General features: G+C 65.2%; 18 protein-coding genes. 4 read left to right on the top strand and 14 right to left on the bottom strand.

Annotated elements, in window-relative coordinates; all coding sequences use genetic code 11:
- The 7 genes from AC3AYF_RS04530 to AC3AYF_RS04500 all read right to left on the bottom strand — a co-directional run.
- Window positions 1-861 (bottom strand): alpha-amylase family glycosyl hydrolase (locus tag AC3AYF_RS04530; protein WP_295036985.1); only part of this gene is annotated, 861 nt, incomplete at its 3' end.
- On the bottom strand, window positions 858-2,993 hold the full coding sequence (gene malQ, locus AC3AYF_RS04525) for a 4-alpha-glucanotransferase (RefSeq protein WP_295036988.1): 2,136 nt from the start codon (window positions 2,991-2,993) through the stop codon (window positions 858-860). The genes malQ and AC3AYF_RS04530, both read right to left, overlap by 4 nt.
- Window positions 2,990-4,834: a malto-oligosyltrehalose trehalohydrolase gene (gene treZ, locus AC3AYF_RS04520; RefSeq protein ID WP_487779444.1), complete on the bottom strand. Its 1,845-nt coding sequence runs from the start codon at window positions 4,832-4,834 to the stop codon at window positions 2,990-2,992. Before treZ ends, malQ begins: the two co-directional genes overlap by 4 nt.
- Window positions 4,831-6,165, bottom strand: coding sequence for an alpha amylase C-terminal domain-containing protein (locus AC3AYF_RS04515; protein WP_295036994.1), 1,335 nt, complete (start codon window positions 6,163-6,165; stop codon window positions 4,831-4,833). Before AC3AYF_RS04515 ends, treZ begins: the two co-directional genes overlap by 4 nt.
- Complete coding sequence (glgA, locus tag AC3AYF_RS04510) at window positions 6,162-7,769, bottom strand: glycogen synthase GlgA (protein WP_295036996.1); 1,608 nt, start codon at window positions 7,767-7,769, stop codon at window positions 6,162-6,164. Before glgA ends, AC3AYF_RS04515 begins: the two co-directional genes overlap by 4 nt.
- A 344-nt stretch (window positions 7,770-8,113) precedes the next feature.
- Window positions 8,114-11,302: an efflux RND transporter permease subunit gene (locus AC3AYF_RS04505; protein WP_487779443.1), complete on the bottom strand. Its 3,189-nt coding sequence runs from the start codon at window positions 11,300-11,302 to the stop codon at window positions 8,114-8,116.
- Window positions 11,302-12,591, bottom strand: a complete 1,290-nt coding sequence (locus AC3AYF_RS04500) for an efflux RND transporter periplasmic adaptor subunit (RefSeq protein WP_295037001.1) — start codon at window positions 12,589-12,591, stop codon at window positions 11,302-11,304. The genes AC3AYF_RS04505 and AC3AYF_RS04500 overlap by 1 nt, the downstream gene beginning before the upstream one ends.
- A 168-nt stretch (window positions 12,592-12,759) precedes the next feature.
- Between AC3AYF_RS04500 and AC3AYF_RS04495 the strand changes: the two genes are divergently transcribed.
- A complete protein-coding gene (locus tag AC3AYF_RS04495; protein ID WP_295037002.1) occupies window positions 12,760-13,410 on the top strand; it encodes a TetR family transcriptional regulator in 651 nt (216 codons plus the stop codon).
- Window positions 13,411-13,540: 130 nt separating this feature from the next.
- Window positions 13,541-14,497, top strand: a complete 957-nt coding sequence (locus AC3AYF_RS04490) for an SMP-30/gluconolactonase/LRE family protein (protein ID WP_295037006.1) — start codon at window positions 13,541-13,543, stop codon at window positions 14,495-14,497.
- Between the two features lie 13 nt (window positions 14,498-14,510).
- On the opposite strand, the gene AC3AYF_RS04485 is transcribed toward AC3AYF_RS04490, so the two are convergent.
- The 3 genes from AC3AYF_RS04485 to AC3AYF_RS04475 all read right to left on the bottom strand — a co-directional run bounded on the left by AC3AYF_RS04485 (window position 14,511) and on the right by AC3AYF_RS04475 (window position 18,441).
- On the bottom strand, window positions 14,511-15,356 hold the full coding sequence (locus AC3AYF_RS04485; protein WP_295037007.1) for a fructosamine kinase family protein: 846 nt from the start codon (window positions 15,354-15,356) through the stop codon (window positions 14,511-14,513).
- The gene (locus AC3AYF_RS04480) at window positions 15,307-17,187 is read right to left on the bottom strand and encodes a monovalent cation:proton antiporter-2 (CPA2) family protein (protein WP_487779442.1); all 1,881 of its coding nucleotides are present in this window, start codon (window positions 17,185-17,187) and stop codon (window positions 15,307-15,309) included. Before AC3AYF_RS04480 ends, AC3AYF_RS04485 begins: the two co-directional genes overlap by 50 nt.
- 111 nt (window positions 17,188-17,298) lie before the next feature.
- Entirely contained in the window at window positions 17,299-18,441 is a 1,143-nt protein-coding gene (locus tag AC3AYF_RS04475; protein WP_295037009.1) for a GNAT family N-acetyltransferase, read from the bottom strand.
- A gap of 121 nt (window positions 18,442-18,562) precedes the next feature.
- On the opposite strand from AC3AYF_RS04475, the gene AC3AYF_RS04470 reads away from it, so the two are divergent.
- On the top strand, window positions 18,563-18,862 hold the full coding sequence (locus AC3AYF_RS04470; protein WP_295037010.1) for a DUF4190 domain-containing protein: 300 nt from the start codon (window positions 18,563-18,565) through the stop codon (window positions 18,860-18,862).
- Window positions 18,863-18,934: 72 nt separating this feature from the next.
- The gene (pncB, locus tag AC3AYF_RS04465; protein ID WP_295037011.1) at window positions 18,935-20,107 is read left to right on the top strand and encodes a nicotinate phosphoribosyltransferase; all 1,173 of its coding nucleotides are present in this window, start codon (window positions 18,935-18,937) and stop codon (window positions 20,105-20,107) included.
- Between the two features lie 39 nt (window positions 20,108-20,146).
- On the opposite strand, the gene AC3AYF_RS04460 is transcribed toward pncB, so the two are convergent.
- The 4 genes from AC3AYF_RS04460 to AC3AYF_RS04445 form a co-directional block, all read right to left on the bottom strand.
- Window positions 20,147-20,950: a dienelactone hydrolase family protein gene (locus AC3AYF_RS04460; protein ID WP_295037012.1), complete on the bottom strand. Its 804-nt coding sequence runs from the start codon at window positions 20,948-20,950 to the stop codon at window positions 20,147-20,149.
- Between the two features lie 50 nt (window positions 20,951-21,000).
- A complete protein-coding gene (locus AC3AYF_RS04455) occupies window positions 21,001-22,305 on the bottom strand; it encodes a sensor domain-containing diguanylate cyclase (RefSeq protein WP_487779441.1) in 1,305 nt (434 codons plus the stop codon).
- Between the two features lie 63 nt (window positions 22,306-22,368).
- Window positions 22,369-22,731: a hypothetical protein gene (locus tag AC3AYF_RS04450; protein ID WP_295037014.1), complete on the bottom strand. Its 363-nt coding sequence runs from the start codon at window positions 22,729-22,731 to the stop codon at window positions 22,369-22,371.
- Between the two features lie 292 nt (window positions 22,732-23,023).
- Window positions 23,024-23,544 (bottom strand): type I glyceraldehyde-3-phosphate dehydrogenase (locus AC3AYF_RS04445; protein WP_487779440.1); only part of this gene is annotated, 521 nt, incomplete at its 5' end.

Below are 23,544 nucleotides of genomic sequence, written 5' to 3'. Positions count from 1 at the left end.
ACGCAGCCCGTCGATCCAGCCGCGCTCCACCAGCGAGAGGAGGTAAGCGTGAGAGAGATCGAACACGCTCTCGTCCTCGACCCGCACCCCCGCCAGCTCGGTGATATCGAAGAATCGACGCCAGTTGAGCGCATCGTTGGCGGTGCGCCAGTGGACGAGCCGATAGGCCTGACGCTCCAGCAGCGCGTGCAGGCGCGAGCGCCCAGCCGGAGTCCTGGCATCATGGTCCGCGATCACCGCCGCGACCAGCGGGTCGTCCCCGGCCAGCTCCTCCCTCGGTGGGAGTGCGTCTTCCCGTCGAGCGTCGGATGACGGGGCCGCCAGCAGCGCCTCGGTCTGGTCGGGGTCGATCGGAAACCGATGCTCGTGATAGGCGACGAAAAAAGCGCCGTGGGCGTCGTCCCAGGCCAGTACCAGTTCGCCGTCTTCCAGTACCCGCACGTAGCGATCGCCCAGAAACGGCAGCAGGATCTTGCCATCGGCGCCGGGCTGCTCCCAGTCGATATCGAAGCAGCGGGCAAAGTCACTGGACCGGCCCTTCGCCAGCACGTCCTGCCACCAGAGATTCTCGGCGCCCACCGCCAGATGATTGGGCACGATGTCGGCCACGATGCCCATTTCCGCGGCGTGCAGTGTCTCGACCAGGCGCGCAAGGCCGGCTTCGCCGCCCAGCTCCGGATCGATACGGGTCGGGTCGACGCCATCGTAGCCGTGGGTCGACCCCCTCCTCGAGGCCAGAATGGGCGACAGATAGAAGTGGCTGACGCCGAGAGCGGCGTAGTAGTCGACCTGCCGCCTGGCGTCGTCGAACGTGAAACCGGCGTGCAGCTGCAACCTGACGGTGGCCCGAATGGGTCTCATGATCGGCGCCCCCGGCGGATGCGGTCGATCCGCGTCAGCCGTTGCCGCACCGTTCTTGCCTCGAGTGCCTGCGGCGCCGGGACCGGTAGGCGGCGCCGCCAGTTGGGATGCTCATCGACGGTGCCCGGCAGATTGGCTTGCTCTTCCAGTCCCATCAGGTCCTCCAGCGGAAACAGCGCCAACGGCGTCGGCGTCGATGCGACATGCCCCAGCGCCGCATCGATGAGGTCGTCGACATCCACGCGATCACCGGCGATACCATCGTCGGCGACGACTTCCCCAAGGCCGCAGACGAGGGCCAGACGGCGACGATCCTCGCGCCGCTGCTCGCTGAGGTGCGCATGGGATTCGCTCCCCTCGAGCCACCCCAGCCGCTCTCGCCAGCGCAGATCATTCTCGCGCCACCAGCCAGCCACCGTGGGCAGATCGTGGGTGCTGGTGGTAGCCAGCGTGTGTTCGCGCCATGCGTCGGCCGGCAGGAAGGCGTCTCCCTCGCGCTCGAACCACATCACGCTCATGCCCAGTATCCCTTTCGCGGCCAGTCGCTCTCGAAAATCGGCCTCGACGGTTCCCAGATCCTCGCCGATGACGATGGCCCGGTGACGCCAGGACTCCAGCGCTACCAGACGCAGGAGATCGTCCAGCGGGTAGCGAAGATAGGCACCCCGTTGCGGCGACTCTCCCTCCGGCACCAGCCAGAGACGCGACAACCCCAGGATATGGTCGATTCGCAGCCCGCCGGCATGGGCAAGACCGGCCCGCAGCATGGCGAGAAATCCGCGATAGCCGGAATCGACCAGGCCCTCCGGCGAGAAGGCCGCCACGCCCCAGCCCTGCCCTTGGGCATTGAAGGCGTCCGGCGGCGAGCCAACCGTGAGACCTTGAAACAGTTCGTGAGGATCGCTCCAGGCCTGACTGCCGGCGGGATCGACGCCAACGGCCAGGTCGGCGATCAGCCCCACCGCCATGCCGGCCCGGCGAGCGTTGTGCTGCACGCGATCCAGTCCGGCGGCCATCAGCCACTGCAGGAAGACGGCGAAGGTGATCGCTTCCCGGTGCTGCTCGGCGAACGCCTCGACCGCATCGCTGCCGGGATCCCGCCATGCCTCGGACCACTGACGCCAGTCACTGCACTTGGCCTGGGCCTGGAGCACTTCGAAACGGCAGTGGCGTTCCAGGCTGTCGCCGCCATCACGCCGGAAGGCGACCAGTTGGGAGCGCCACGCCAGCGCACTCTCGTCACGCTGCACATGCAGGAACAGGCGCTCGAGCATCGACAGCTTGAGGCGAGCGCTGGCCGGCCAGTCGATCAGCGCCAGTGCCGACTGCTGCTCCATGGCCTCGCTGAAAGGCGCCCGGGCCCAGGCCAATGTCTCGTCGTCGAACAGGCATTCGGGCGAGGCATGCCAGACGTTGTAGAAGAGCCGGCTCGACGGGGAGTAGGGGCTGTAGCGCTCCGGGTGCGCGGCAAACAGCGCGTGCAGCGGGCTGATGGCGACCGCGTCGGCGCCAGCGCGAGCCACCGTTTCGCAGAGGTCGTCGAGAGCCACCAGGTCGCCGATGCCTCCATCGCCGTCACGCCGAAGCCCGTAGAGCTGTGCCGCCACCCCCCAATAGCTCGCCCGGGCATCCCGTCTCTCGCGGGCGATGTCATCCAGCGTGAAGCAGCGCGATGGCGCCACGGCCAAAATCCGGGTCACGCTCTCGTCGCCCGTTGGTGTCAGGAAACTCACGCTGTGGTAACCCGTTTCCCCCATCGGCGGCAGATGTCCCGCGGCATCGAGGCGGCCCTCCAGCAGCTCCCCGCTCTCGAACCTGACGGTGAAGGCACTACCGCCAGCCTCGGCGACAGGAACCGGGGCCGACTGCCCCTGATCGGCCAGCAGCATCGGCGGGAGTCGCCCGAACGAACCAGGTCGCTGGCGCGATCGCCAGCGGGCCAGGCTGGCGGCTACCTCCTCGTCGTCACCGGCCGGCCAGCCCAGCCGGGTCAGCATTGCCCGTTGGCGATCCGCGGGCAACGTCTGGCGTTGGTCGTTGCTGCCGACCCACTCCAGCAGCAAGCCGACCGCTGCCGCCAGTTGGTGCAACATGTCACCGGATTCGGAGCCGGGTGTCGGGGCGGCGCTCATGTCGTCGCCTCCGCGGTGCCATGCTCCACCGGCTGCAACCAGACGGCACTCGACAGTGCGGGCAACTGACCGCGACCGACGAGATCGACGCACGCTTCCAGGGAACAGGCCAGGGGTGCCTCGGCGCGGCCCAGCGCCACCGCTTGCGCGGAAAGGTTGATGGCGATGGTCAGGGTCCGGTCGTCGCCCAGCCGCCACCGGCCCTGGACCGCCTTGTCGCCGAGTGTGCGAGTCTCGATCGCGTGGCAGGAACCCAGCCGGGGAACGACGTGGCGATGGCGCAACGCCAACCACTGCCGATACCTTTCGCGACAGCGGCGATGTTCGGGCGCGTCGGCCTCGGCGTCGTCGAGGCAGGAGGCCTCGAAAGTCTCGCGCGCGTTGGGATCGGGAATCCGCTCGCGCTGCGCCGGGTCCTCGAAGGCGCTGAACTCGGCAAATTCCCGGCGACGTCCTTCCCGAACCGCATCCGCCAGCGCGTCGCGATGATCGGTGAAAAACAGAAACGGCCTCGTCGACCCCCACTCTTCACCCATGAACAACAGCGGAATGGCAGGCGACAGCAGCAACAGCAGCGTCGCCGCGTCGAGCGCCTCGGGCTGGGTCAGCAGAGGCAGCCGATCCCCCAGCGCCCGATTGCCGACCTGATCGTGGTTCTGCAGGAAATCGATGAACGTCGTGGGCGGCAGGTGCCCGCTGGGCTCTCCCCGAGCCTCGCCCTTGCGCGTGGACTGGCCCTGATAGATGAACCCCTCGGCCATCGCCGTCGACAACTTCTCCGTGGCGTTCTCGACGAAATCGGCGTAGTAGCCTTCGTGTTCGCTGGTCAGCAGCACATGCATCACGTTGTGCCAGTCGTCGGCCCACTGCGCATCGAACAGACCCGGCGCCAGCAGGCTGGCCTGATTGTTCTCGTTCTCCAGGATCAGATGGCAATGGCGAGCCGGACCGACCCGCTCGCGCAGGGTGCGCCCCAACTCGACCAGGAAATCCCGCTCGCCAATGGCGTGAACGGCGTCGAACCGGAGCCCGTCGAAGCGGTACTCGAGCAACCACATCAGCGCGTTGTCGATGAAGAAACGCCGCACCTGAGGACGGCGAAAGTCGATGGCGCCGCCCCAAGGCGTCTGCAGGTCGTCGCGAAAGAACGTCTTGGCGTAGTGAGGCAGGAAATTGCCGTCCGGCCCGAAGTGGTTGTAGACCACATCGAGAAAGATCATCAGCCCATGCCCGTGAACCTCGTCCACCAGCGCTTTCAGCGCTTCCGGCGAGCCGTAATAGGAAGCGACGGCATAGGGCTGGACGCCATCGTAGCCCCAATTGCGCTGACCGGGGCATTCGGCGACCGGCATCAGCTCGATGGCGGTGATCCCCAGTTCGGCCAGCGCCGGCAGTCGCTGGCGCAGGCCCTCTATACCGCCGCAGGCGCCCAGGTGGACCTCGTAGATCACCGTCTCTTCCCATGGCCGGCCCGTCCAGTCGTCGTGGCGCCAGGCGTGGCGGCGGGGGTCGACCAGCAGCGATGCCCCCTCGACGCCACCGCGCAGCGCTCTCGAGGCGGGATCGGGCACCGGCATCCCCTCCTGGTCATCCCCGACGAAGACGCGATAGCGGTAGGCCGCTTGCGGGGGACACTCGAGTTCGAGTTCGAATCCGCCTTCGGCAACCGGTTCCATCGGCCGCGGTTCCAGCCCCTCGCACTCCAGCACCACGCGCCGGGCACTGGGCGCCCACAGCCGAAAGCGCGTACGACCGTCGGCCAGCGGCGTCGCCCCGTAGAACGGCGCCCAGGGCATTCGCGCCCCGCCACACGACCCATCGGCTCCGGCGGACGGGCTCATGGCATCTCCTCGAACCAGGTCTCGTGGCGCAGATACAGCGCGGCCATGGGCGGTACCGTCACCGCAAGCGACTGGGCGTGGCCGTGGCTGGGGATCGCTTCGGTCGTCGCGCCATGGCCATTGCCCACGTTGCTGCCGCCGTAGAAGACGCTGTCGCTGTTGAATATCTCCCGCCACCGCCCCACCCCGGTAACGCCAAAGCGATAACGGTAGTGCACGCACGCCTGGAAGTTGCAGAGGCAGATCATGCTGGCGTGCCCGCTCTCGGTATGGCGGGCGAACACGATGACGCCGTTGTCGCTGTCGTCGTCGACCAGCCATTCGAACCCGAGTGAATCATCGGTACGAATCTGCATCGCCGGCTCGTTGACGTACAGCCGGTTGAGATCAGCCACGAGGCGCAGCATCCCGGCATGCCGGCTCTCGAACAACAGCGGCCAATGCAGCGGCGACTCCCAGGGGCCGGCCAGCACCTGGCCCAGCTCGACGCCCATCGCCACCTGCTTGTCGCCGGGCAGCGCCCACATCAGCGCCAGACATGCCCTGAAGGCCGCGAAACGCTGCCACTCGTCGCCATGAACCCCTTGTCGCCACTCTCCCAGCGCCGACCGCTCGTCCGGCACCTGCTCCAGCAGCCCCCGGGAGCACTCACTCGGGGTCAACGCCTCGATCCAGTCGCGGTGTCGCCGGGAGCGACCGGCGGGACTCAGGGCCAGATAGTCGGCGCTGGCGACTTGCCATTGCGGTCGACGATGCAACGTCAGCGTCGCGCCGACGGTCTCGCCTCGGAACAACCGGCAGCCGCCACCGGCTTCGCGCCCGCCCTCGTCGACACCGTCGAGATGACAGCGCTGACACCACGCGAGGAATTCGGATTCTGGCATCGACAGGGACGACGCCGGCCACTGGACCACGACACCCACGCCTGCAACATGACAGGTCTCGACGAACTGGCAAACCACCGCATAGGGCGCTGCGACCAGCCCGTCATCGACGACGATATGGGTAAATCCCAGATCGGCGACGTAGGGCACCAACTCCTGCGCAAGGCGATTCCAGTTCATCGGCAGCGGAAAACGGGAGACGTACCAGTCGGCCGCGCAGAGCCGATAGAGCGACAGCGGCATGTCGCCGCCATGGCGACCGGCCCTCGCCCCCATCCAGTCACCGTCGTCCCAGGACCAGCCTTCCTCTTCCCCCCCGCCACCGGGCTCTCCAGTACTTGGCGACGCGCCCAGATCGTTCACCCGGGCGGCTGACACCCCGTGCCCCGTTCGTGACGGCGAGTCCAGCCCCGCGACCGGGCCCGCGGCTTCCGCAGGGCGCTTCATCGTCTCGTCACTCCCTGGTCGAGATGCGCAACCGTCTCGGTCAGCAGATCGGCGTAGAGCCGCCGATAGGGGATCACGGCCTGCCGCCAGTGCAGTCGCCCCGCCATCGCCGCGCGTCGCATGGCATAGAACAGGTCGGTCGCCCGGAAAAGATCGAAGGCGCGCAGTACCGTGGCGCGATAGCTGTCCAGGCTCATGTCGTCGAACAGCAGGCCATTGATCCCGTCCTGAATCGTGTCCGCCAGCCCCCCGGTTCGATGCGCGATCGGCAGCGAACCGAAGCGTTGGGCGTAGAGCTGGCTCAGGCCACAGGGCTCGAAACGGGACGGCATCAGCAGAAAATCGCTGCCCGCGTAGATCTGACGCGCCTCGCCCTCGTCGAACCCGATGTTGACGCCCACCTGGCCCGGGTAGAGCGCCGCCATCTCCACCAGCGCCTGCTCGATGGCGTACTCGCCGCGGCCGATCACCACCAGCTGCCCGCCGGCCCGCACGATCGAGTCCGCGACCTGGATGGTGAGGTCCAGCCCCTTCTGTGCCACCAGTCGCGAGACGACGGCGAACAGCGGGCCGCTGCTCGGCCCCAGTCCGAACATGCGGCGCACGCGCTGAATGTTGGCGCGCTTGCCGTGCCAGTCGTTGATGCCGAAATTCGGCGCCAGATGGGGATCGGTGCGAGGATCCCAGCGATCGTCGATGCCGTTGAGCAGGCCGCTGAGCCGGCCCTCCAGTGCCCGTTTCTTGAGCAGCCCCTCCAATCCGCATCCCAGGGCGGGCGTGGTGATCTCCTGGGCGTAGTTGCTGCTGACCGTGGTGACGTGGGAGGCGTAGGAGAGACCCGCTTTCATGAACGAGAGTTGGCCATGAAACTCGACGCCATCGATGTGAAAGGCGGACGCCGGGACTCCCAGTGCGGGCATTCGCTCGATCGGAAACACGCCCTGATAGGCAAGGTTGTGAATGGTGTAGACGGAGGGAACGTAGCGCTTGCCGAGCCAGCGCACGTAGCCCGCCGCCAACCCCGTCGCCCAGTCGTTGAGGTGGAGCAGCTCCACCTGCCAGTCGAGCAGCGTCGCGTCGTTGACGATCTCGGCCGCCGCCATCGCCAGTCGCGCAAAGCGGATGTCGTTGTCCGGCCAGCCCACGCCCAGTTCGTCTCCGTAGGCGTTGCCGTCCCGGTCGTAGAGTTCGGGACAGAGCACGACGTAGACGATCAGCCCGTCATCGCAGAGGAGGCGTCCGATTTCGCAAGCCGGCAGATCGTGCGAGGCGGGAAGATTGGCCACGTGAACGATGGGGCGACCGGAAGTCAGCAACTGCCGATAGCCGGGCATCAGGACCCGCACGTCATAATTGGGTTTCAGCGCCCGGGGCAGTGCCGCGGAAACGTCGCCCAGACCACCGGCCTTGATGAAGTCGGCGATCTCGGTGGTGACGAACAGTACGCGTCGATGGCGAATCGGTGGAGCGGGAAGCGGACGAGACAGCGCCCCGGCCAGGGCCTTGGACGAGGATCGACCGGATGGCGGCGTGGACCAGCGGGGATCCTCCCCATACCTTGCAGCCGTCTGACTCTGCCTCCCACGAACTGCGGCCTGCGTCATGTTCAGCCTCCCTGAACATTGGGTCCACCAGTCAAGATTAACCAGCGTCGACACATCATCCTGCGCCTCGACAGCCTGCCGCAGCCATAACCGACGTTAATGAAGAGGACCGACGGTCGGTCGCTGGTGACGAAACGCCGGATATGATTCGCGGGCGTGATCGGGTCGGGAGCGTCGCTCGGTGGCGTCGCCCACCCCACTTACATATATGCCACCGGTCGGGTAGCGTCAAAGCCTGTTTGACTCGCCGCCCGGGCCGTCGAAACGGCGGCCATTAAAAAAGGCAACCCCCGTGGGAGGTTGCCTCTGTAAGGCCGATTTCTCGGCTGCATCGACACTACCTGCTAGTGACTTTCGTCCGGCGTCGGCTGGCCATCGTTGCGCCGCTTGCCACTGCCGACTTTCGACTGCAACCAGTGGGTGACCTTCATGATCAGCACGTAGGTCGCCGGCACGAAGACCGTCGCCAACAGGGTGATGGAGATCATGCCACCCACCACCGGCGTTCCGATCTGGTTACGACTGGCCGCGCTGGCACCGGATGCCAGGGCCAGCGGCAAGGTACCGCCGATGAAAGCCAGCGAGGTCATCACGATGGGACGGAACCGCTGGCGAGCCGCCACCTTGGCCGCGTCGACCACCGACAACCCGGCATGCTTGCGCTGCTGCTCGGCGAATTCGACGATCAGGATGGCGTTCTTGGCGGCCAGGCCGACCACCACCAGCAGACCTACCTGCAGATAGACACTCGTGCTCAATCCGGCCAGGTAGACGGCCAGGATCGCGCCGATGAACGCAAACGGAACGGCGGAGACGACGGCCAGCGGCAAGGTCCAGCTCTCGTACTGCGCCGCCAGGATCAGGAACATCATGATCACGCCGAAGGAGAGCGCCAAGGTCGCCGCCGTGCCGACGTTGACCTGCTGATAGGCCTCGCCACTCCACCCCATACCGTAATTGGAGCCCAACGTATTGGTGACGACTTCCTGCATCGCCTGCACCGCCTGCCCGGAGCTGTAGCCCGGCGCCGGACCGCCCGAAAACTGAGCGGCGGAATAGGTGTTGTAACGCTGCAGTACCGTGGGCGCCTTGTCACGCGTGAGCGTGACCAGCTCGGAAAGCGGTATACGCTGTCCATCACCGCCACGCACGTAGACCTTGCTCAGGTCACTCGGATTGCGGCGGAAGTCGTCTTCCGACTGCAGGTACACCTGGAAGTTACGGCCAGAGTTGGTGAAGTAGTTGACGAACGAACTGCCGAAGGTGCTCGCCATGGTGGTATTCAGATCGGCGATATCGACGCCCAGGCTGCGCGCCTTCTCCGTATCGACGTCGGCCCGGTAGGAGGGCACGTTGACATCGAGTGACGTGAACACCCCCGCCAGCTCCGGGCGCTTGGCCGCCGCTTGCATGACTTTACCCGCGGCCTCCGCCAGCTGCTGCGACGTATCACCGCCGTAGGACTGCAGATAGCCGGTGAAGCCACCGGTCGGCGACAATCCCTGGATCGGGGGCAGGTTGAACGCCACGGTCTGGCCACCCTGGATCTGGGCACCGATCTGCATGATCTTCTGGGTCAACTGGTCGACGGTGATATCGCGATCTTCCCACGGCTTCATGGCGACGAAGACCGTACCCTTGGCGGTATTGGGCGAACTCGACAGGATGTCGAAGCCGGGTATGCCGGTGACGAAGTTGATCCCGGGCACCTCGTCGCGCAGACGCTGGCTGAGTTCCTGCACGTAGGCATCGGTTCGCGCCACCGAGGAGCCCGCGGGCAGGTTGACGGCAGCCAGGGCCACGCCCTGATCCTCGGAAGGCAGCAGCGCCGCCGGCAACTGGGCGAAGATCATCCAGGAGATGATGCCCGCGGCAGCCAGACCGACGATCACCAACCACAGCTGGTGGATGATGAAGTTGGTGATCGCCATGAAGAAGTCGGTGATCTTGTCGAAGACCTTGTTGAACCAGTCGAACGGCTTGCGAATGACGCGCACGAAGCCGGACTGCTTGAGGCGATCCTGGTGCTTCAGGAAGATCGCGCTCATGGCCGGCGTGAACGACAGCGCCACGATGGCCGAGATCGCCACCGAGATCGCGATGGTGATCGCGAACTGCTGGTACATCTGCCCGGTCAGGCCGCTCATGAAACCGACCGGCACGAACACCGCGGCCATGATGAAGGCGGTGGCGATAACCGCGCCCGACACCTCCTTCATTGCCTCGAGCGCGGCGCTGAACGGTGTCGCTTCCTCGTCCTCTTCCATGATGCGTTCGACGTTCTCGATGACCACGATGGCGTCATCCACCACGATCCCGATCGCCAGTATCATGCCGAACAGCGACAGCAGGTTGATCGAGAAATCGAGCAGGTACATCCCGGCAAAGGTTCCCACCACCGAAATCGGCACCACCGACATCGCCACCAGGGTGGAACGCCAGCTCTGCAGGAACAGGAACACGATCACCGCCACCAGCAGCAGGGCCTCGATGAAGGTGTGCTCCACCGACTGCACGGAGGCATCGATGAACAGCGTGGTGTCGTAGGGTATGTCGAAGTCCAGTCCCGGCGGGAAGCGCGTCTTGAGGTCCGCCATCGACTGCTTCACTTCGTTGGCCACGTCCAGCGCGTTGGCGCCCGGCTGCAGGTAGATGGCGATCGGCGCAATCGGCTTGTTGTTGACGTAGGCCTGAATGCCGTAGCTGTTCTTCCCCAGTTCGATACGGGCCACGTCGCTCAGGCGCAGCGACGAACCGTCCGGGTTGGTTCGCAGCACGATCTCGCGAAACTGGTCGACGCTCTCGTAACGTCCCTGGGTGGTAATGGTATAGGTGTAGGGCGTGGGATCGCTCTGCGGCTCGGCACCGAGCTTGCCGCCGGCAACGACCGCGTTCTGCGCCTGGATCGCGGACGAGACCTCGGCCGGCGTCAGATCGTACTGGGCCAGCTTGTCCGGGTTGAGCCAGACGCGCATCGCGAACTCCTGGCTACCCAGCACTTCGGCCTGCCCCACGCCAGGAAGGCGTGAGAGCTCATCGGTCACGTTGATGTTGGCGTAGTTGGTCAGGTACAGGGAGTCGTAGGCGTCGGAGTCCGAGGTGATGCCGACGAACAGCAGTATGCTCGATGACCGCTGCTCGACCGTGACCCCCTGGGACTGCACTTCGCTGGGCAGCTGCGACAGCGCCCGCTGGACCCGGTTGTTGACGTTGATCGTCGCCGTCTGCGGATCGGTGCCGATGTTGAAATAGACGCTCATGGACATCTGACCGCTATCCGAACTGCTCGAGGTCAGGTAGATCATGTCCTCAGTGCCGTTGATCTCCTGGGCGATCACCGAGGCGACCGTGTCGGAGACCGTCTGAGCGCTGGCACCGGGATAGGTCGCGGAGACGCTGATCGTCGGCGGTACTACAGGCGGATACTGCTCGATGGGCAGCGTCCGCATCGCCATCAACCCGATCAGCGTGATGATGACCGAGAGGACGGTAGCGAAGATCGGGCGTCTGATGAAAACGCTGGAAAAGTTCATCAATTGGCCCCGTTCTGTCCGTCTTTCGCCTCTTGCGCATCGCGATGGGCGCCCTCGACGCCCTCACCACCCTGGGCGTCGGCCTCCTGGGAGGGGTTTTCGCCGGCGTTGTTCTGCGGTTGCGGCACCTTGCCATTGAATGGCTGCGCGTCGATCTGGTCGCCGGCGGAGACGCTACCGATGCCCGACACGACGACACGGTCGCCCGGGTTCAACCCCTCGGTGATGATCTGCCAGTCTCCCGCGATCTCACCCAGCGACACGAAACGGGTCTCGGCCTTGCCCTCGCCGTTGACGACGAAGACCTGGGGTCCCTTGAGTCCCTCGGTGACGGCGATGGCCGGTACGGCATAGACGTCGTAGCGCATCACGTTGGGCAGCTTGACCCGCACGAACTGCCCCGGCAGGAAGAGCTGGTCGTCGTTCTGGAATACGGCTTCGGCCTGGACCGTGCTGGTGGATTCGTCGACCCTCGATCCGAGGAAGTCGAGCTTGCCCTGCAACTGGAGCGCCTCGCGACTGGCACTTTCGGTGCCCGGCGCGGTCAGAACGGCTACGTCGGCTCGTTCGGCATCGCCCTGCTGGCGCTGCTGGCGGAGCGAGAAAGCGTCATCGGCGGGCAATGAAAAACGCACTTCGATCGGGTTCAGCGGCGTGATGGTCGCCAGTTCCTGAGGCGGCTGTACCAGATTGCCGACGTTGATCTGGCTGAGACTGATCATGCCGCTGACCGGCGCGTTGACCTCCGTGTAGCTGAGGTCGATCTTGGCGCTGTCCAGCGCCGCCTTGGCCTGGGCCTCGGCGGCTTGCGCGGTGCGCAGATCCGCCTGAGCCTGATCGCGCTGCTGCTGACTGACGGAGTTCTGATTGTAGAGCCGCTGGTAGCGCTCGGCGTCGCGCTGGGCGCGATACACTTCCGCCTGCGCGCTCTGCACGTCGGCCTGGTTCTGCGCGACCGTCGCTTCGTAGGGTGCCTGCTCGATGGTGAAGAGCTTGTCGCCCTTCTCGACCATGCTTCCCTCGCGATAGTGGCGGGCTTCGAGAATCCCCTCCACGCGGCCCATCACCGTGACTTCGCGATTACTGCGAATCTGGGCGGGATACTCCTTGGAGAGCGAGACATCATGGGCCTCGACCTCCATCACTTCCGCCTTGGCGGGCGGTTTCTGCGGTTGCCCCCCACCTTGCTGAGCGCTTTGCTTATCGTCTCCGCCACAGGCGGCCAATGCCAACGACAGCAACAACGCCCCACCGAAACCGAGGGTGCCATTCATGAAATTAGGGCGCATGAGTCTCCGTCCTGGAAAAGGGGTGCCTGAAGAATGTAGCGAGCTTACAGGCATACATACATGAATGTAAACTTGCTGATAATTCGCTATGCTGCACGCTGACGACTTTAATCAGCACATAAGAAAAGCCATTCGCCCTGACTCACTCACGCTTGCGACGACATCACCATGCCCAAACGCACCAAGGCTGAGGCCGAAGCCACACGAGAGGCCCTGCTCGACGCCGCCGAAGTCATCTTTCTCGAACGCGGCGTGTCGAGAACCTCTCTCGAGCAGATCGCTCGCCAGGCGGGCATGACCCGCGGGGCCGTCTACTGGCATTTCAAGAACAAGTCCGACCTGTTCCACGCCATGCTGGATCGCGTCAAGATGCCGCTTCGCCAGTTACTGGATGATGTCGAGGACGCCGAGCGTCCGCGTGCACCGCTGGAGAGTCTCCAGTTGGCCGCCATGCATGCGCTGGAGCGGCTACAGAGTCCGCGTTCCCGGCGAGTGCACACCATTCTGTTTCACTGCTGCGAGGCCTCCAGCGACGTCAACATTCTCGAGTTGCACCAGCGGCTCGCCGACGACTGCTACGACACCATGCTGGAGCGCTTCGAGGAAGCGAATCGCACCGGCACGATGATAGCGAGCATCGAGCCGGAAATCGCCTGTCGTATGCTGATGTCGATGTTCGGCGGCCTGATGCACGACTGGCTGCGCGATCCGACACGCTACGATATCGGCGACATCGGCCCGCGCATGATCGACACCTTTTTCGAGCGCATCGCGCCGTGCACGCCCCACTGCACCTCGCCGAGCCAGCCTCCCTCCTGAAGCAAGCCGCGCGACCGGGCGGCCCCCGATCCGTCCGCCCGTCTTCGGCGCCGGAACACGACTTTCGTCGCAAAGACACTGCCGTCCCGACGCTCGACACTGGGCGGTCTTTGCGCCGAAGGATTTCATCATGCCCCACCCAGACTGGCTCGTGGCCGAGGACGACCGCTTCTCCTCGCTGATCTTGCCCAACGCTCAGCTCGATCGACTCTGGCAAGCCGGCCGCTGGTGCGAAGGACCGGCCTATTTCGCCGCCGGGCGCTACCTGCTCTGGTCGGACATTCCCAATGATCGTATCCTGCGTTACGACGAGAACGACGGCCATGTCTCCGTCTTTCGTCAACCCGCTGCCTTCAGCAACGGCCAGACGCTGGATCGGGAAGGCCGCCTCGTCACCTGCGAACACGGCAGCCGCAGCGTCACTCGCACCGAGCACAACGGACGTATCACCACCTTGGCGGATGCCTTCGAGGGGCTCCGGCTCAACTCGCCCAACGACGTCGCCGTCAAGTCCGACGGTTCGATCTGGTTCACCGACCCCAGCTACGGCATCGACAGTGATTACGAGGGCGGCAAGCGCCGCTCCGAGCTCGACTGCCACGTCTACTGCCTCCCCCCCGACGGCGAACTGCGCCGTGTGGCCGACGATGTCGAAAAACCCAACGGCCTCGCCTTCTCCCCCGACGAATCCTGGCTCTACGTGTCCGATACCGGCGCGACGCACCGGGCCGACGGGCCACGGCATATCCGGCGATTTCGTGTCGGACAGGATCACCGCCTGAGCGGCGGCGACGTGTTCGCGACGTCGGACTGCGGTCTCTTCGACGGTTTCCGCCTGGATGTCGCGGGCAACCTCTGGACCAGCGCCGGCGACGGTGTCCACTGCTACGCTCCGGATGGCACGCGTCTCGGTCGCATCCTGATTCCCGAGACCGTGGCCAACGTCTGCTTCGGCGGCATCAGCCGCAATCGGCTCTACGTCTGCGCGACCACGTCGCTCTACGCGGTGACGCTCAATACCCGAGGTCATCACGTCATCGGCGAGGCCATTGCCCCTTCCGACATTCGCGCACCTGCACGCACCTGATCGGCGAGTGCCATCAGCCGGCCAGAATGCGATCCACCGCTCGCGCCACGCCGTGGCGATAGGTGCCGCCGAACAGATAGAGATGGTTGAGCAGCGGGTAGAGCTGGAACAGCGCTTCCCGCCGCTCCCAGTCCGAGGGTCGTGCGCCGTCCCAGTAGGCTTCGAAGAAGGCATCGCCCGGCCCGCCGAAGAGCGTCAGCATGGCCAAATCCACTTCCGGGTAGTGCCGGTAGACGGCGGGGTCGATGATGGCCGGCCCCTGTGGCGTGAACATCACGTTGCCGGACCAGAGGTCGCCATGCACCAGCGATGGCGGGGTAGCGGGCAGCCAGCGCTCCAGGGAGTCGGCGACACGCTCGATGCGCTCGGCCAGCGCGGCGTCGAGCAAGCCCTGCTCGCGACACAGCCTCGTCAACGGCAGCAGCCGGCGTTCGCGCTGGAAGACCCGGCCATCCCGTAGCGGCGCATTGGGCTGGGGCGTCGACCCGCAAGCGTTGTCCCGCGGCCAGCCATGATCGGCCCCCGCCTCCCGCGAATCCCGATGCAGCTGTCGCAGCCCCTCGCCGAGCGCGGCACCATCGCGTGGGCCGCTGCCGTCCAGCGCCTGCATGACCAGCAGGTCACCGTCCTCTGCCAGCACGGCGGGCACGATGAGATCGCGACAGGCGTCGCCCAGCGCCCTGAGACCGTCGGCCTCGCCGGCGACACGCTGTGGCGAATCCTGTTTGACGATACAGGGCGTCGTACCATCGACCCGCCATAGCCCTGCACCGCTGTCGCCACCGGAAAGCGGCGTGATGGCACCGACATCAACGGGCGTTTCCAGGGCTGCGAGCCGCCGTCTCAGCGTCTGCGTCATCACCTATCTCCTCGTTTGCGTCGTCGCTGTCGTTGGCGGCCGCCCCCTCGTCCCGCGCGCTCTCCTTGCCGCGCCCACGGGTGAGCTCCTGCTGAAACAGAGACTTCAGCTCTGCCATGGCCGCCTTCTCGGGCGCCATCAAGCGCTCGTTGTCATTGCGGTGGGCGTAGGTGTCCTTGAGCAGCTGGTTGTCGAAGTCGCGGAAAGTCCGCACCGCATTGATGGCGTTCGAACTGGGATAGCCCAGCCCCTTGAGCACCTCGACGCTCATCTCCATGCTCGAGGCGAACGTCTCCCGCACCACACCGTCGACGCCGATCTCCATCAGTTGCCAGGCATGATGGCGGTTGCGCGCACGGGCATAGACGGAAAGATTCGGAAAATGGGTCTTGGCCAGCCGGGCGATTGTCAGCGCGGCGCTCTCGCTGTCGACGGCGATGACCAGCAGGCGGGCCTTGTCGATGCCCGCCGCACGCAGCAGGTCGAGACGCGTGGCATCGGCGTAGAAGATGCGGGAGCCGAAGCGGCGAATGAATTCGACCTGGGTGATGTTGGGATCCAGTGCGGTGAAGTTGATGCCCTGCATCTTCAGCATGCGCCCCACCATCTGCCCGAAGCGTCCGAGTCCGGCAATGATCACCGGCGGCGTGTCGTCGCCGAAGTCCGTGTCGTAAGGGCGGCTCTCCTTGAGCCGGTTGCCGAGCTTTTCGCCCAGCTGATACAGGAACGGCGTGGCGGCCATGCTGAGGGTAACCGCGGCGATGCAGAGGCTGGCGATGCGCTGGTCGATGACACCGGCGGCCACGGCGGCGGTCAGCAGCACGAAGTCGAACTCCCCGCCCTGGGAGATGATCGTCGCCAGCCTGGGAATTTCCGTGCGAGGCAATCGGGTCAGCCAGCCGATGACCGCCAGCACCACGGTCTTGGCCAGCGTCATGGCGATGGCGAGTCCCATGACCAGCCAGATGTTGCCCAGCACCAGCGCCAGATCGACCGACATGCCGACGGCGATGAAGAAAAGCCCCAGCAGCAGCCCCTTGAACGGCTCGATATTGGCTTCGAGCTCATGCCGGTAGGGAGTGTCGGCCAGCATGACGCCGCCCAGGAAGGCCCCCAACGCCATCGACAGCCCCGCCCACTGCATGGCCAGCGCCATGGCCAGCACCAGAAACAGCGCCGCGGCGGTGAAGATTTCATGCACGTCGCTCCGCGCGATCAGCGCCAGCACGCGGGGAAAGACCAGACGCCCGAAAGCGATGGCGGCGATCACCACGCCGACACTCCGCGCTATGACCCAGCCGTCGTCCGGCGCCGCGTCCGCGCGGCCGGCCAGGAACGGCAGCAGCGCCAGCAGAGGTATCACTGCCAGGTCCTGGAACAGCAGCATGGCGAAGGCGCTCTGGCCATGCGGCGTGGCCAGTTGGCGGCGCTCGTTGAGCACCTGCAGGGCGAAGGCGGTCGACGACAGCGCCAGCGTCAGGCCAAGGAAGATGGCGATGCTCGGCGGTAGATCGAGCAGCAGTCCGATCGGCATCAACAGGGCGGCGCAGCCGGCCATCTGCAGCGATCCCAAGCCCAGCAAGCGCTTGCGCATCGACCATAATCGCCTGGGTTCCAGCTCCAGGCCGATGATGAACAGCAGCATCACCACGCCGAACTCGGAGAAATGCAGCACGGACTCCGGCTCGGATACGAAGCCGCTCACCGAGGGGCCGGCCAGCAACCCGATGCAGAGATAGCCCAGAATCGACCCCAGTCCCAGGCGCTGGAACAGGGGCACCGCGATGATGGCCGCCCCCAGCAGAACGGCCGCCTCATTGAGAAAGTCCATCTACCTTGTATCCTCGTCGCGACGGGCACGCCGCCCAATTGGGTCCGAAGTCCGCAAGCAGAGTATCACTATCCGACGACGCGACAGGGCGCAGCCGGCACGACCCCCGACCTATGCCGGCGGATCCTTGAAAGGGAGACGCCGCCGGCTCTGCTCGAAATAGGCGTGGACGTAGGCCCGCTCCTCGCGACAGAAATCGGCGACCGCTTCGCGAAACCCCTCATGCTCGAGATAATGCAGCGATCGGCTGATGACCGGCGCGAATCCCCGGGTCAGCTTGTGCTCCCCTTGCGTTCCCGGGTCGAACCTTGCCAGGCCGCGCTCGAGACAGTGTTCGATCCCCTGGTAGTAGCAGGTCTCGAAGTGCAGGAAGTCCGCCTCCACCTCGCTGCCCCAGTATCGTCCATAGAGGGTGTCGTCTCCCTGGAGACAGAGCGCGGCGGCCACCGCCCGCCCCGCCACGCTGGCACGCACCAGCATCAGGCAGTCGGCCATGCCATCACGCAGCCGGGTGAAGAACTCGAGCGTCAGATAGGGGCGCTGCCCCCGCTCGAGGTAAGTCATGCAGTAGCAGCGGTAGAACTGCTCCAGCGCCTCGTCATCGATCCGGTTCCCCGTCAGACGCTCGAACACGAACCCCTGATCGGACAACTTGCGCCGTTCTCGCCGGATCTCCTTGCGCTTGCGCGAGCTCATCCGCGCCAGAAAGCCGTCGAAGTCGCCAAAGCCGTCATCCCGCCAGGCGAACTGCACCGCCTGGCGCTCCAGCAGGGGTGAGCCGAGCGCGGCCTGCCAATCATCCACCTCGTCGCCATCGGCGAACAGCAGGTGCCAGCTCTGCAGGCCGGTATCGCGAATGTGCGGCGCCAGCGCGGCGATGACGGTGCGCCGGTCGACATCCTCGACCACGGCCAGTCGCGGCCCGGTCGCGGGGGTGAACGGAATCGCCGACAGCGACTTGGGGTAGTAGTCGCCGCCCGCGCGCTCCCAGGCATCCGCCCAGGACCAGTCGAACACATACTCCCCGCGCGAGTGATATTTGGCGTAGCGCGGAAGCGCCGCCACCGCTCGCTCCCCCTCGAAAACCATCAGGTGATCCGGCTCCCAGCCGGTATCGGTGTCGGCGCACCCACAGGCCTCCAGCGCCGCCAGAAACTCATGGCGAAGAAACGGATAGCGCGTGCCGGCCACGGCATTCCAGAGCGACGCACCGACGGCAGCCAGGCTGCCGATATTCTCGACCCGCAATGCCATTCCCTTCCTCCCATTGATCATGCCACTACCGGCGCCCGTCGCTCATGTTGAAAACTTCGAGAGCCGCGGGCAAGCGTGCGATACTCTACCGACAGTTCCAGCTCGCGAGATGCACAGCAAGATGACACCCGCTTCCTCTCCTCCCGGCCAGCCGACACCACCACCAGCCCCCACCAATACCATGGCGCTGGCAGCGTTCGCTCTGAGCGTGCTGGGCACCTTCGTGCCACCCGCGGCGCTGGGCGGCGTCGTCTGCGGCCACCTGGCTCGACGCCAGATTCGCCACAAGCAGGAATCCGGCGATAGCTGGGCCCTGGCCGGCTTGATACTAGGCTATTTGCTGATCCTGTTGTCGCTGGCGGGGCTTTTGCTGTTTGGCGGCTTCGTCGTGACAATGTTCGGCATCATGGCTTTCCTGTAGCCGATTCCATTGAAGAAATGCTCGCCGGCAAACAACGGCCGCGGGTTCTGCTTACGCTGATGACGAGTTCTCATGCTGACTTCGCTTCTCGATAACGACTTCTACAAGATCACGATGCAGAACGCCGTGATCAAGCGCTTCCCCTATGCCCAGGCCCGTTACGCATTCATCAATCGGGGCGAGCACGCCTTTCCCGAGGGATTCGGCGACGCGCTGCGACGCGAGGTGGATGCGATGGCCAATCTGGTCTTGAGCGAGGCCGAAAAGCACTATCTCGAAGTCACCTGCCCCTATCTCGATCCGACCTACCTCGATTTCCTGGCCGGCTTCCGCTACAACCCGGCGGAAGTGACCATTCGACAGCAGGGCGCCGACCTCTCGGTGACGATCGAAGGATTGTGGTATCGCACCATCCTGTGGGAGGTCCCGCTGATGGCGCTGATCAGCGAGCTCTGGTATCGCTTGCGCGATGTCGAGCGGGACGCCGACGAGACGGTCGAGGCCCGCACCCGGGCCAAGATAGAGCAGTACCAGAAACTGGGGCTGAAAATCGCCGAATTCGGTACCCGGCGACGCTTTTCGTTCGACGTGCATGATCGCGTGGTCGGCGCGCTGCGCCATCACGGCGGCGAGGCTTTCAGCGGTAGCAGCAACGTGCTGCTGGCGATGCGTCATGGCGTCAAGCCCATCGGCACCCATGCCCACGAGTGGTTCATGTTCCACGGCGCCCGCTTCGGCTTCAAGATGGCCAACAGCCTGGCCCTGGAGCACTGGGTCGATGTCTACCGCGGCGATCTGGGCATCGCCCTGACCGACACCTTCACCAGCCCGGCCTTCTTCGAAAGTTTCGACAAGAAGTTCGCCAAACTCTTCGACGGCGTCAGACACGATAGCGCCGACCCGATCGACTTCGCGGCCTCGACCATCGCGCATTATGAAAAGCTGGGCATCGATCCGCGCAGCAAGACGATCATCTTCTCCGACGCCCTGACGCCGGAAAAGGTCGAACGGATCCAGGCCTTCTGTCAGGACCGTATCGGCATGGCGTTCGGTATCGGCACCAACTTCACCAACGACGTCGGCGTCGAGCCCATGAACATGGTCGTCAAGATGGTCGAGGCGAGACCCGAGGGCCAGCACTGGCTGCCGGTGATCAAGCTGTCCGACGTCCCCGACAAGCATACCGGCGATCCCGAGATGATCGCCCTGGCCAAGCGGGTTCTCGCCCTCAGTCGCCCGGCCTGAGCTGGAAGCCGATGCCCTGGGACTCCGGGCGTGGCCCGGTCACTGATTCAACGCCTGGTCCAGCGTCAACAGGGCGGCCTGCCAGGAAGCGGCATCCGCGGCCGCGTCATAACCCAACGGCAGGTCGTACTCCTCCGCCAGTGCGTCGGCATCCGGGTTGGTGAACGCGTGCTTGGCGCCGGGATACTGGACCACGCGGACGCTGGCGCCATCCTTGGTCAGGGCATCGGCCATGCTGTCGAGCGCTTCGGGGTCCACCAGGGAGTCCTCCTGGCCGTTGTAGATGCGCACCAAGCCGTCGAACGGCTGGGGATTGGTGACGACCTGAGTCGGGCTGCCATGGAAGCTGATCACGGCATCCAGCGGCATGCCGGCCAACGCCATGTTCATCACCACGCCACCGCCGAAGCAGTAGCCGATTGCCGCCATGCGGTCCTCCCGCACCGCGGGGTGCTGGCGCAGCGCCGCCATCGCCGCCTCCAGCCGCGCCCTGGCGGAGGGCCAGTCCTGCATCACCTGGCTGGAGAACGCCTTGGCGTCCTTGGGGTGCTGGGCGACCTTGCCGTCGCCATACATGTCGACCGCCAGGGCAACGAACCCGAGCGCCGCCAGCTGGTCGGCCTTGTGCTTGACGTAGTCGTTCAATCCCCACCATTCATGCACCAGCAGGACGCCGGGCCGGGGCTCATCGTCGCTGGCGTTGTAGGCAAGATAGCCTTGGTAGGTCTGTCCGCCGGTGGCGTACTCGAAAGTCTCTCCCTGGACATGAGGGCCTTCGACCTCATCGGCCCAGGCCGACACGCAGATCAGGCTGAGCAGCGAGGCCAGCAGTAGTCGTCCCATCGTCTTTCTCCTTCTATGACTGGCTTGGCACCTGGCGCGGCCGGCGCTTCTCATGGCGCCTGCTGGACGCGATCCCGACCGCGCTGCTTGGCATCGCGCATGCCCGCCTCGGCGCGCGCCAGCATGGCTTCCGCGGACTCGCCATCGCGTCGCTCGGCGACACCAAGACTAACCGAGAACGACAGCCAATGGCCATGGAACTCCACCCGGGTCGAGGCGAAACGGCTCCGCAACCTCTCCGCGATGGTGGCCGTCTCCTGCAGCGACTTGCCGCTCAACAGCAGCGCAAAGGCGTCCTCCCCGAGTCGGCCAAAGCTGAATCGTTCTCTCAGCATCGCCCGGCACATCTCGCCGATACAGCTGAGGACGAGGTCGCCCCCGTCTCGCCCCCAGTCCCGATTGATATCGCCGAAGCGATCGACATCGAACACGATCAGCGTGAACCGGGCCCCGGCTTCTCCAGTGGAGAGCGCGTGTCGCAACAGCCCCAAGAACGGCTCCCGCTTGAGCGCAGAGGTGAGCTCGTCGGTTGCGGTGTAGGCATCCCACTGCAGGGACTGCTGTCGCCGCTGGGTGATATCCCTGGCAACGGCAACCCAACCCGGCATGGCCGAAGGCTCCGATGCCGGCGTCAATGGCACCGGATAGGGCGAAAAGTGAATCTCGAACCAGCGGTAGGCGCCATCTCTATGCCTCAGACGCAACTCCACGAGAGAGGAGCTCGCGTTGGCGGCTCCCTCGACCAGCAGTCGTCGTATCCGAGAGCCATCCTCGGGCGCCATCAGCGCAAACAACGACGACGAGAGTAGCGACTCGCTGCCAACGCCCAGCGCCCCTTGGGTGTCACCGGCGGCATAGTGGCAGTAGAGATCCTCGTCGAGCGCCATGAGCACGTCGCCGCAGTGATCGAGGAGCGACTGCGGCGGTGGGCCATCGTGCTCCGCCAAGGCAACGACTCGTGGTTGCAACAGGCCGACGAGGGTGGCGACCGCGCCGCTCGCGTCACGCTGAATGTTGACGCTATCGTCGATCGTGCAGCGGGAGCCATCCGGCCTCTCGATGACGTATGACAGCCGTATCGCGGCTTTCCCCTGCGTCAGGGCCTGCTGAAGCTGATCCAGAACCGACAGCCGCTCGGGCTCCGGAATTTGCGCCAGCCACAGTTCGGGCCGGGCACGGTGATCCTCCACCGGTCGGTGACTCAAAGTGCAGATGGAGTCGCCGACGAAGCGCAGCTCTCCCAGCCACCAGGACGGATCGGTGACATAAGCCGTGCCCGGCAGCGCCTGTAGCCAATCTTGCGCCTCCGCGCCCAAGCTTTCGTCCTCATGCACGAAGGCATCCGGTGGATCCATGCACTCCGGCCTCATGTAGCCGCAGAGATGTGTCCAGGCGGCTGGGTGGTATAGGGGATAGCGCTAGCGGGAGCCAACGCGACGTCGAGCGGAAACGTGGGAAGCTGACCTGCTCTCGTCGGATGACGCCGTCCCCTCATCCAGGACTTCGTCCTCACGCTCACTCGCCTGTCCCGACTGACGGAGGTGGCAGGCGCTCGCGAGCCGACTCAGCTCATCGCGGGTCAATTCGACGCGCTGTATTCCCGACTGCTCCTGCCAGATCACGAAAATCACCGGCACGGGACGCGACTGGTCGACGCCAACCACTCGTCCGCGGCGCGGCTCTCCGGGCTCCTGTATCGTCTCGCCAATCAGGCGATGTGCATTGATGATGGTGTCCTGCATGACGCCGCCGACCTCGGTGCTGGGTGAAAAGATGAACATCGTCAGACCTACACTAGAAGCGAAGGGCGGGTAAGTCCAAGACCATCAACATGATAGGCAGCATACAGCTTTCTATCGACGCTGGATCGAACGACTTGAGTGCAAAATAGGGGGTACTTCACGCCTAAGCGGCCGGCCGGTGCTCTGAACGAGGTCCTGACAAAGGACGAGGGGTGGCAGAATCTCTGCCACCCCTCGTCGTTGTCATGCGAAAAGCCGGGCTGCTACCGCCTGGAGATCACCCAGGCCAGCTCGTCCAGCAGCCCGGCATTGGCGATTGCCGCCCCTGGGCTCAGCTCACGGCCTGCATGGCCAGTGCCGTGTCCAGCATGCGGTTGGAGAAACCCCACTCGTTGTCGTACCAGGCCATGACCTTGACCAGGCGCCCGTTGACGCGAGTGTGGTTGGCATCGAAGGTGGACGAGTTGGGATCGTGATTGAAGTCGATCGATACCAGCGGCTGCGAGTTCACCGCCAGCACCGGCGAGCTGGCCGCCGCCCTGGTGACGATCTCGTTGATCTCTTCCTTGGTGGTATCCCGTCCCGCGGTGAAGGTCAGGTCGACCAGCGACACATTGATCACCGGTACGCGAACCGCGAGACCGTCGAGCTTGCCGTTCAGCTCCGGCAGGACCAGTCCGACGGCGGCCGCCGCGCCGGTCTTGGTCGGGATCATCGACTGGGTGGCGCTACGGGCGCGGTACGGATCCTTGTGATAGACGTCGGACAGATTCTGATCGTTGGTGTAGGCGTGGACCGTGGTCATCAGGCCATTCTCGATACCCACGCTGTCCTGCAGCGCCTGCGCCACCG

It is taken from the genome of Salinicola sp. (assembly GCF_982684285.1).
This window is presented reverse-complemented; position numbering and strand designations above follow the sequence as displayed.

Excerpts from the sequence above, each read along its gene's own strand:
- pncB (WP_295037011.1), top strand. The coding sequence starts at position 18,935 with ATGCTGACTTCGCTTCTCGATAACGACTTCTACAAGATCACGATGCAG.
- AC3AYF_RS04455 (WP_487779441.1), bottom strand. The coding sequence starts at position 22,305 with ATGGATCCACCGGATGCCTTCGTGCATGAGGACGAAAGCTTGGGCGCG.
- glgA (WP_295036996.1), bottom strand. The coding sequence starts at position 7,769 with ATGACGCAGGCCGCAGTTCGTGGGAGGCAGAGTCAGACGGCTGCAAGG.
- AC3AYF_RS04470 (WP_295037010.1), top strand. The coding sequence starts at position 18,563 with ATGACACCCGCTTCCTCTCCTCCCGGCCAGCCGACACCACCACCAGCC.
- AC3AYF_RS04495 (WP_295037002.1), top strand. The coding sequence starts at position 12,760 with ATGCCCAAACGCACCAAGGCTGAGGCCGAAGCCACACGAGAGGCCCTG.
- AC3AYF_RS04515 (WP_295036994.1), bottom strand. The coding sequence starts at position 6,165 with ATGAAGCGCCCTGCGGAAGCCGCGGGCCCGGTCGCGGGGCTGGACTCG.
- AC3AYF_RS04485 (WP_295037007.1), bottom strand. The coding sequence starts at position 15,356 with ATGACGCAGACGCTGAGACGGCGGCTCGCAGCCCTGGAAACGCCCGTT.
- AC3AYF_RS04460 (WP_295037012.1), bottom strand. The coding sequence starts at position 20,950 with ATGGGACGACTACTGCTGGCCTCGCTGCTCAGCCTGATCTGCGTGTCG.
- treZ (WP_487779444.1), bottom strand. The coding sequence starts at position 4,834 with ATGAGCCCGTCCGCCGGAGCCGATGGGTCGTGTGGCGGGGCGCGAATG.
- AC3AYF_RS04505 (WP_487779443.1), bottom strand. The coding sequence starts at position 11,302 with ATGAACTTTTCCAGCGTTTTCATCAGACGCCCGATCTTCGCTACCGTC.
- malQ (WP_295036988.1), bottom strand. The coding sequence starts at position 2,993 with ATGAGCGCCGCCCCGACACCCGGCTCCGAATCCGGTGACATGTTGCAC.
- AC3AYF_RS04475 (WP_295037009.1), bottom strand. The coding sequence starts at position 18,441 with ATGGCATTGCGGGTCGAGAATATCGGCAGCCTGGCTGCCGTCGGTGCG.
- AC3AYF_RS04490 (WP_295037006.1), top strand. The coding sequence starts at position 13,541 with ATGCCCCACCCAGACTGGCTCGTGGCCGAGGACGACCGCTTCTCCTCG.
- AC3AYF_RS04500 (WP_295037001.1), bottom strand. The coding sequence starts at position 12,591 with ATGCGCCCTAATTTCATGAATGGCACCCTCGGTTTCGGTGGGGCGTTG.
- AC3AYF_RS04480 (WP_487779442.1), bottom strand. The coding sequence starts at position 17,187 with ATGGACTTTCTCAATGAGGCGGCCGTTCTGCTGGGGGCGGCCATCATC.
- AC3AYF_RS04450 (WP_295037014.1), bottom strand. The coding sequence starts at position 22,731 with ATGTTCATCTTTTCACCCAGCACCGAGGTCGGCGGCGTCATGCAGGAC.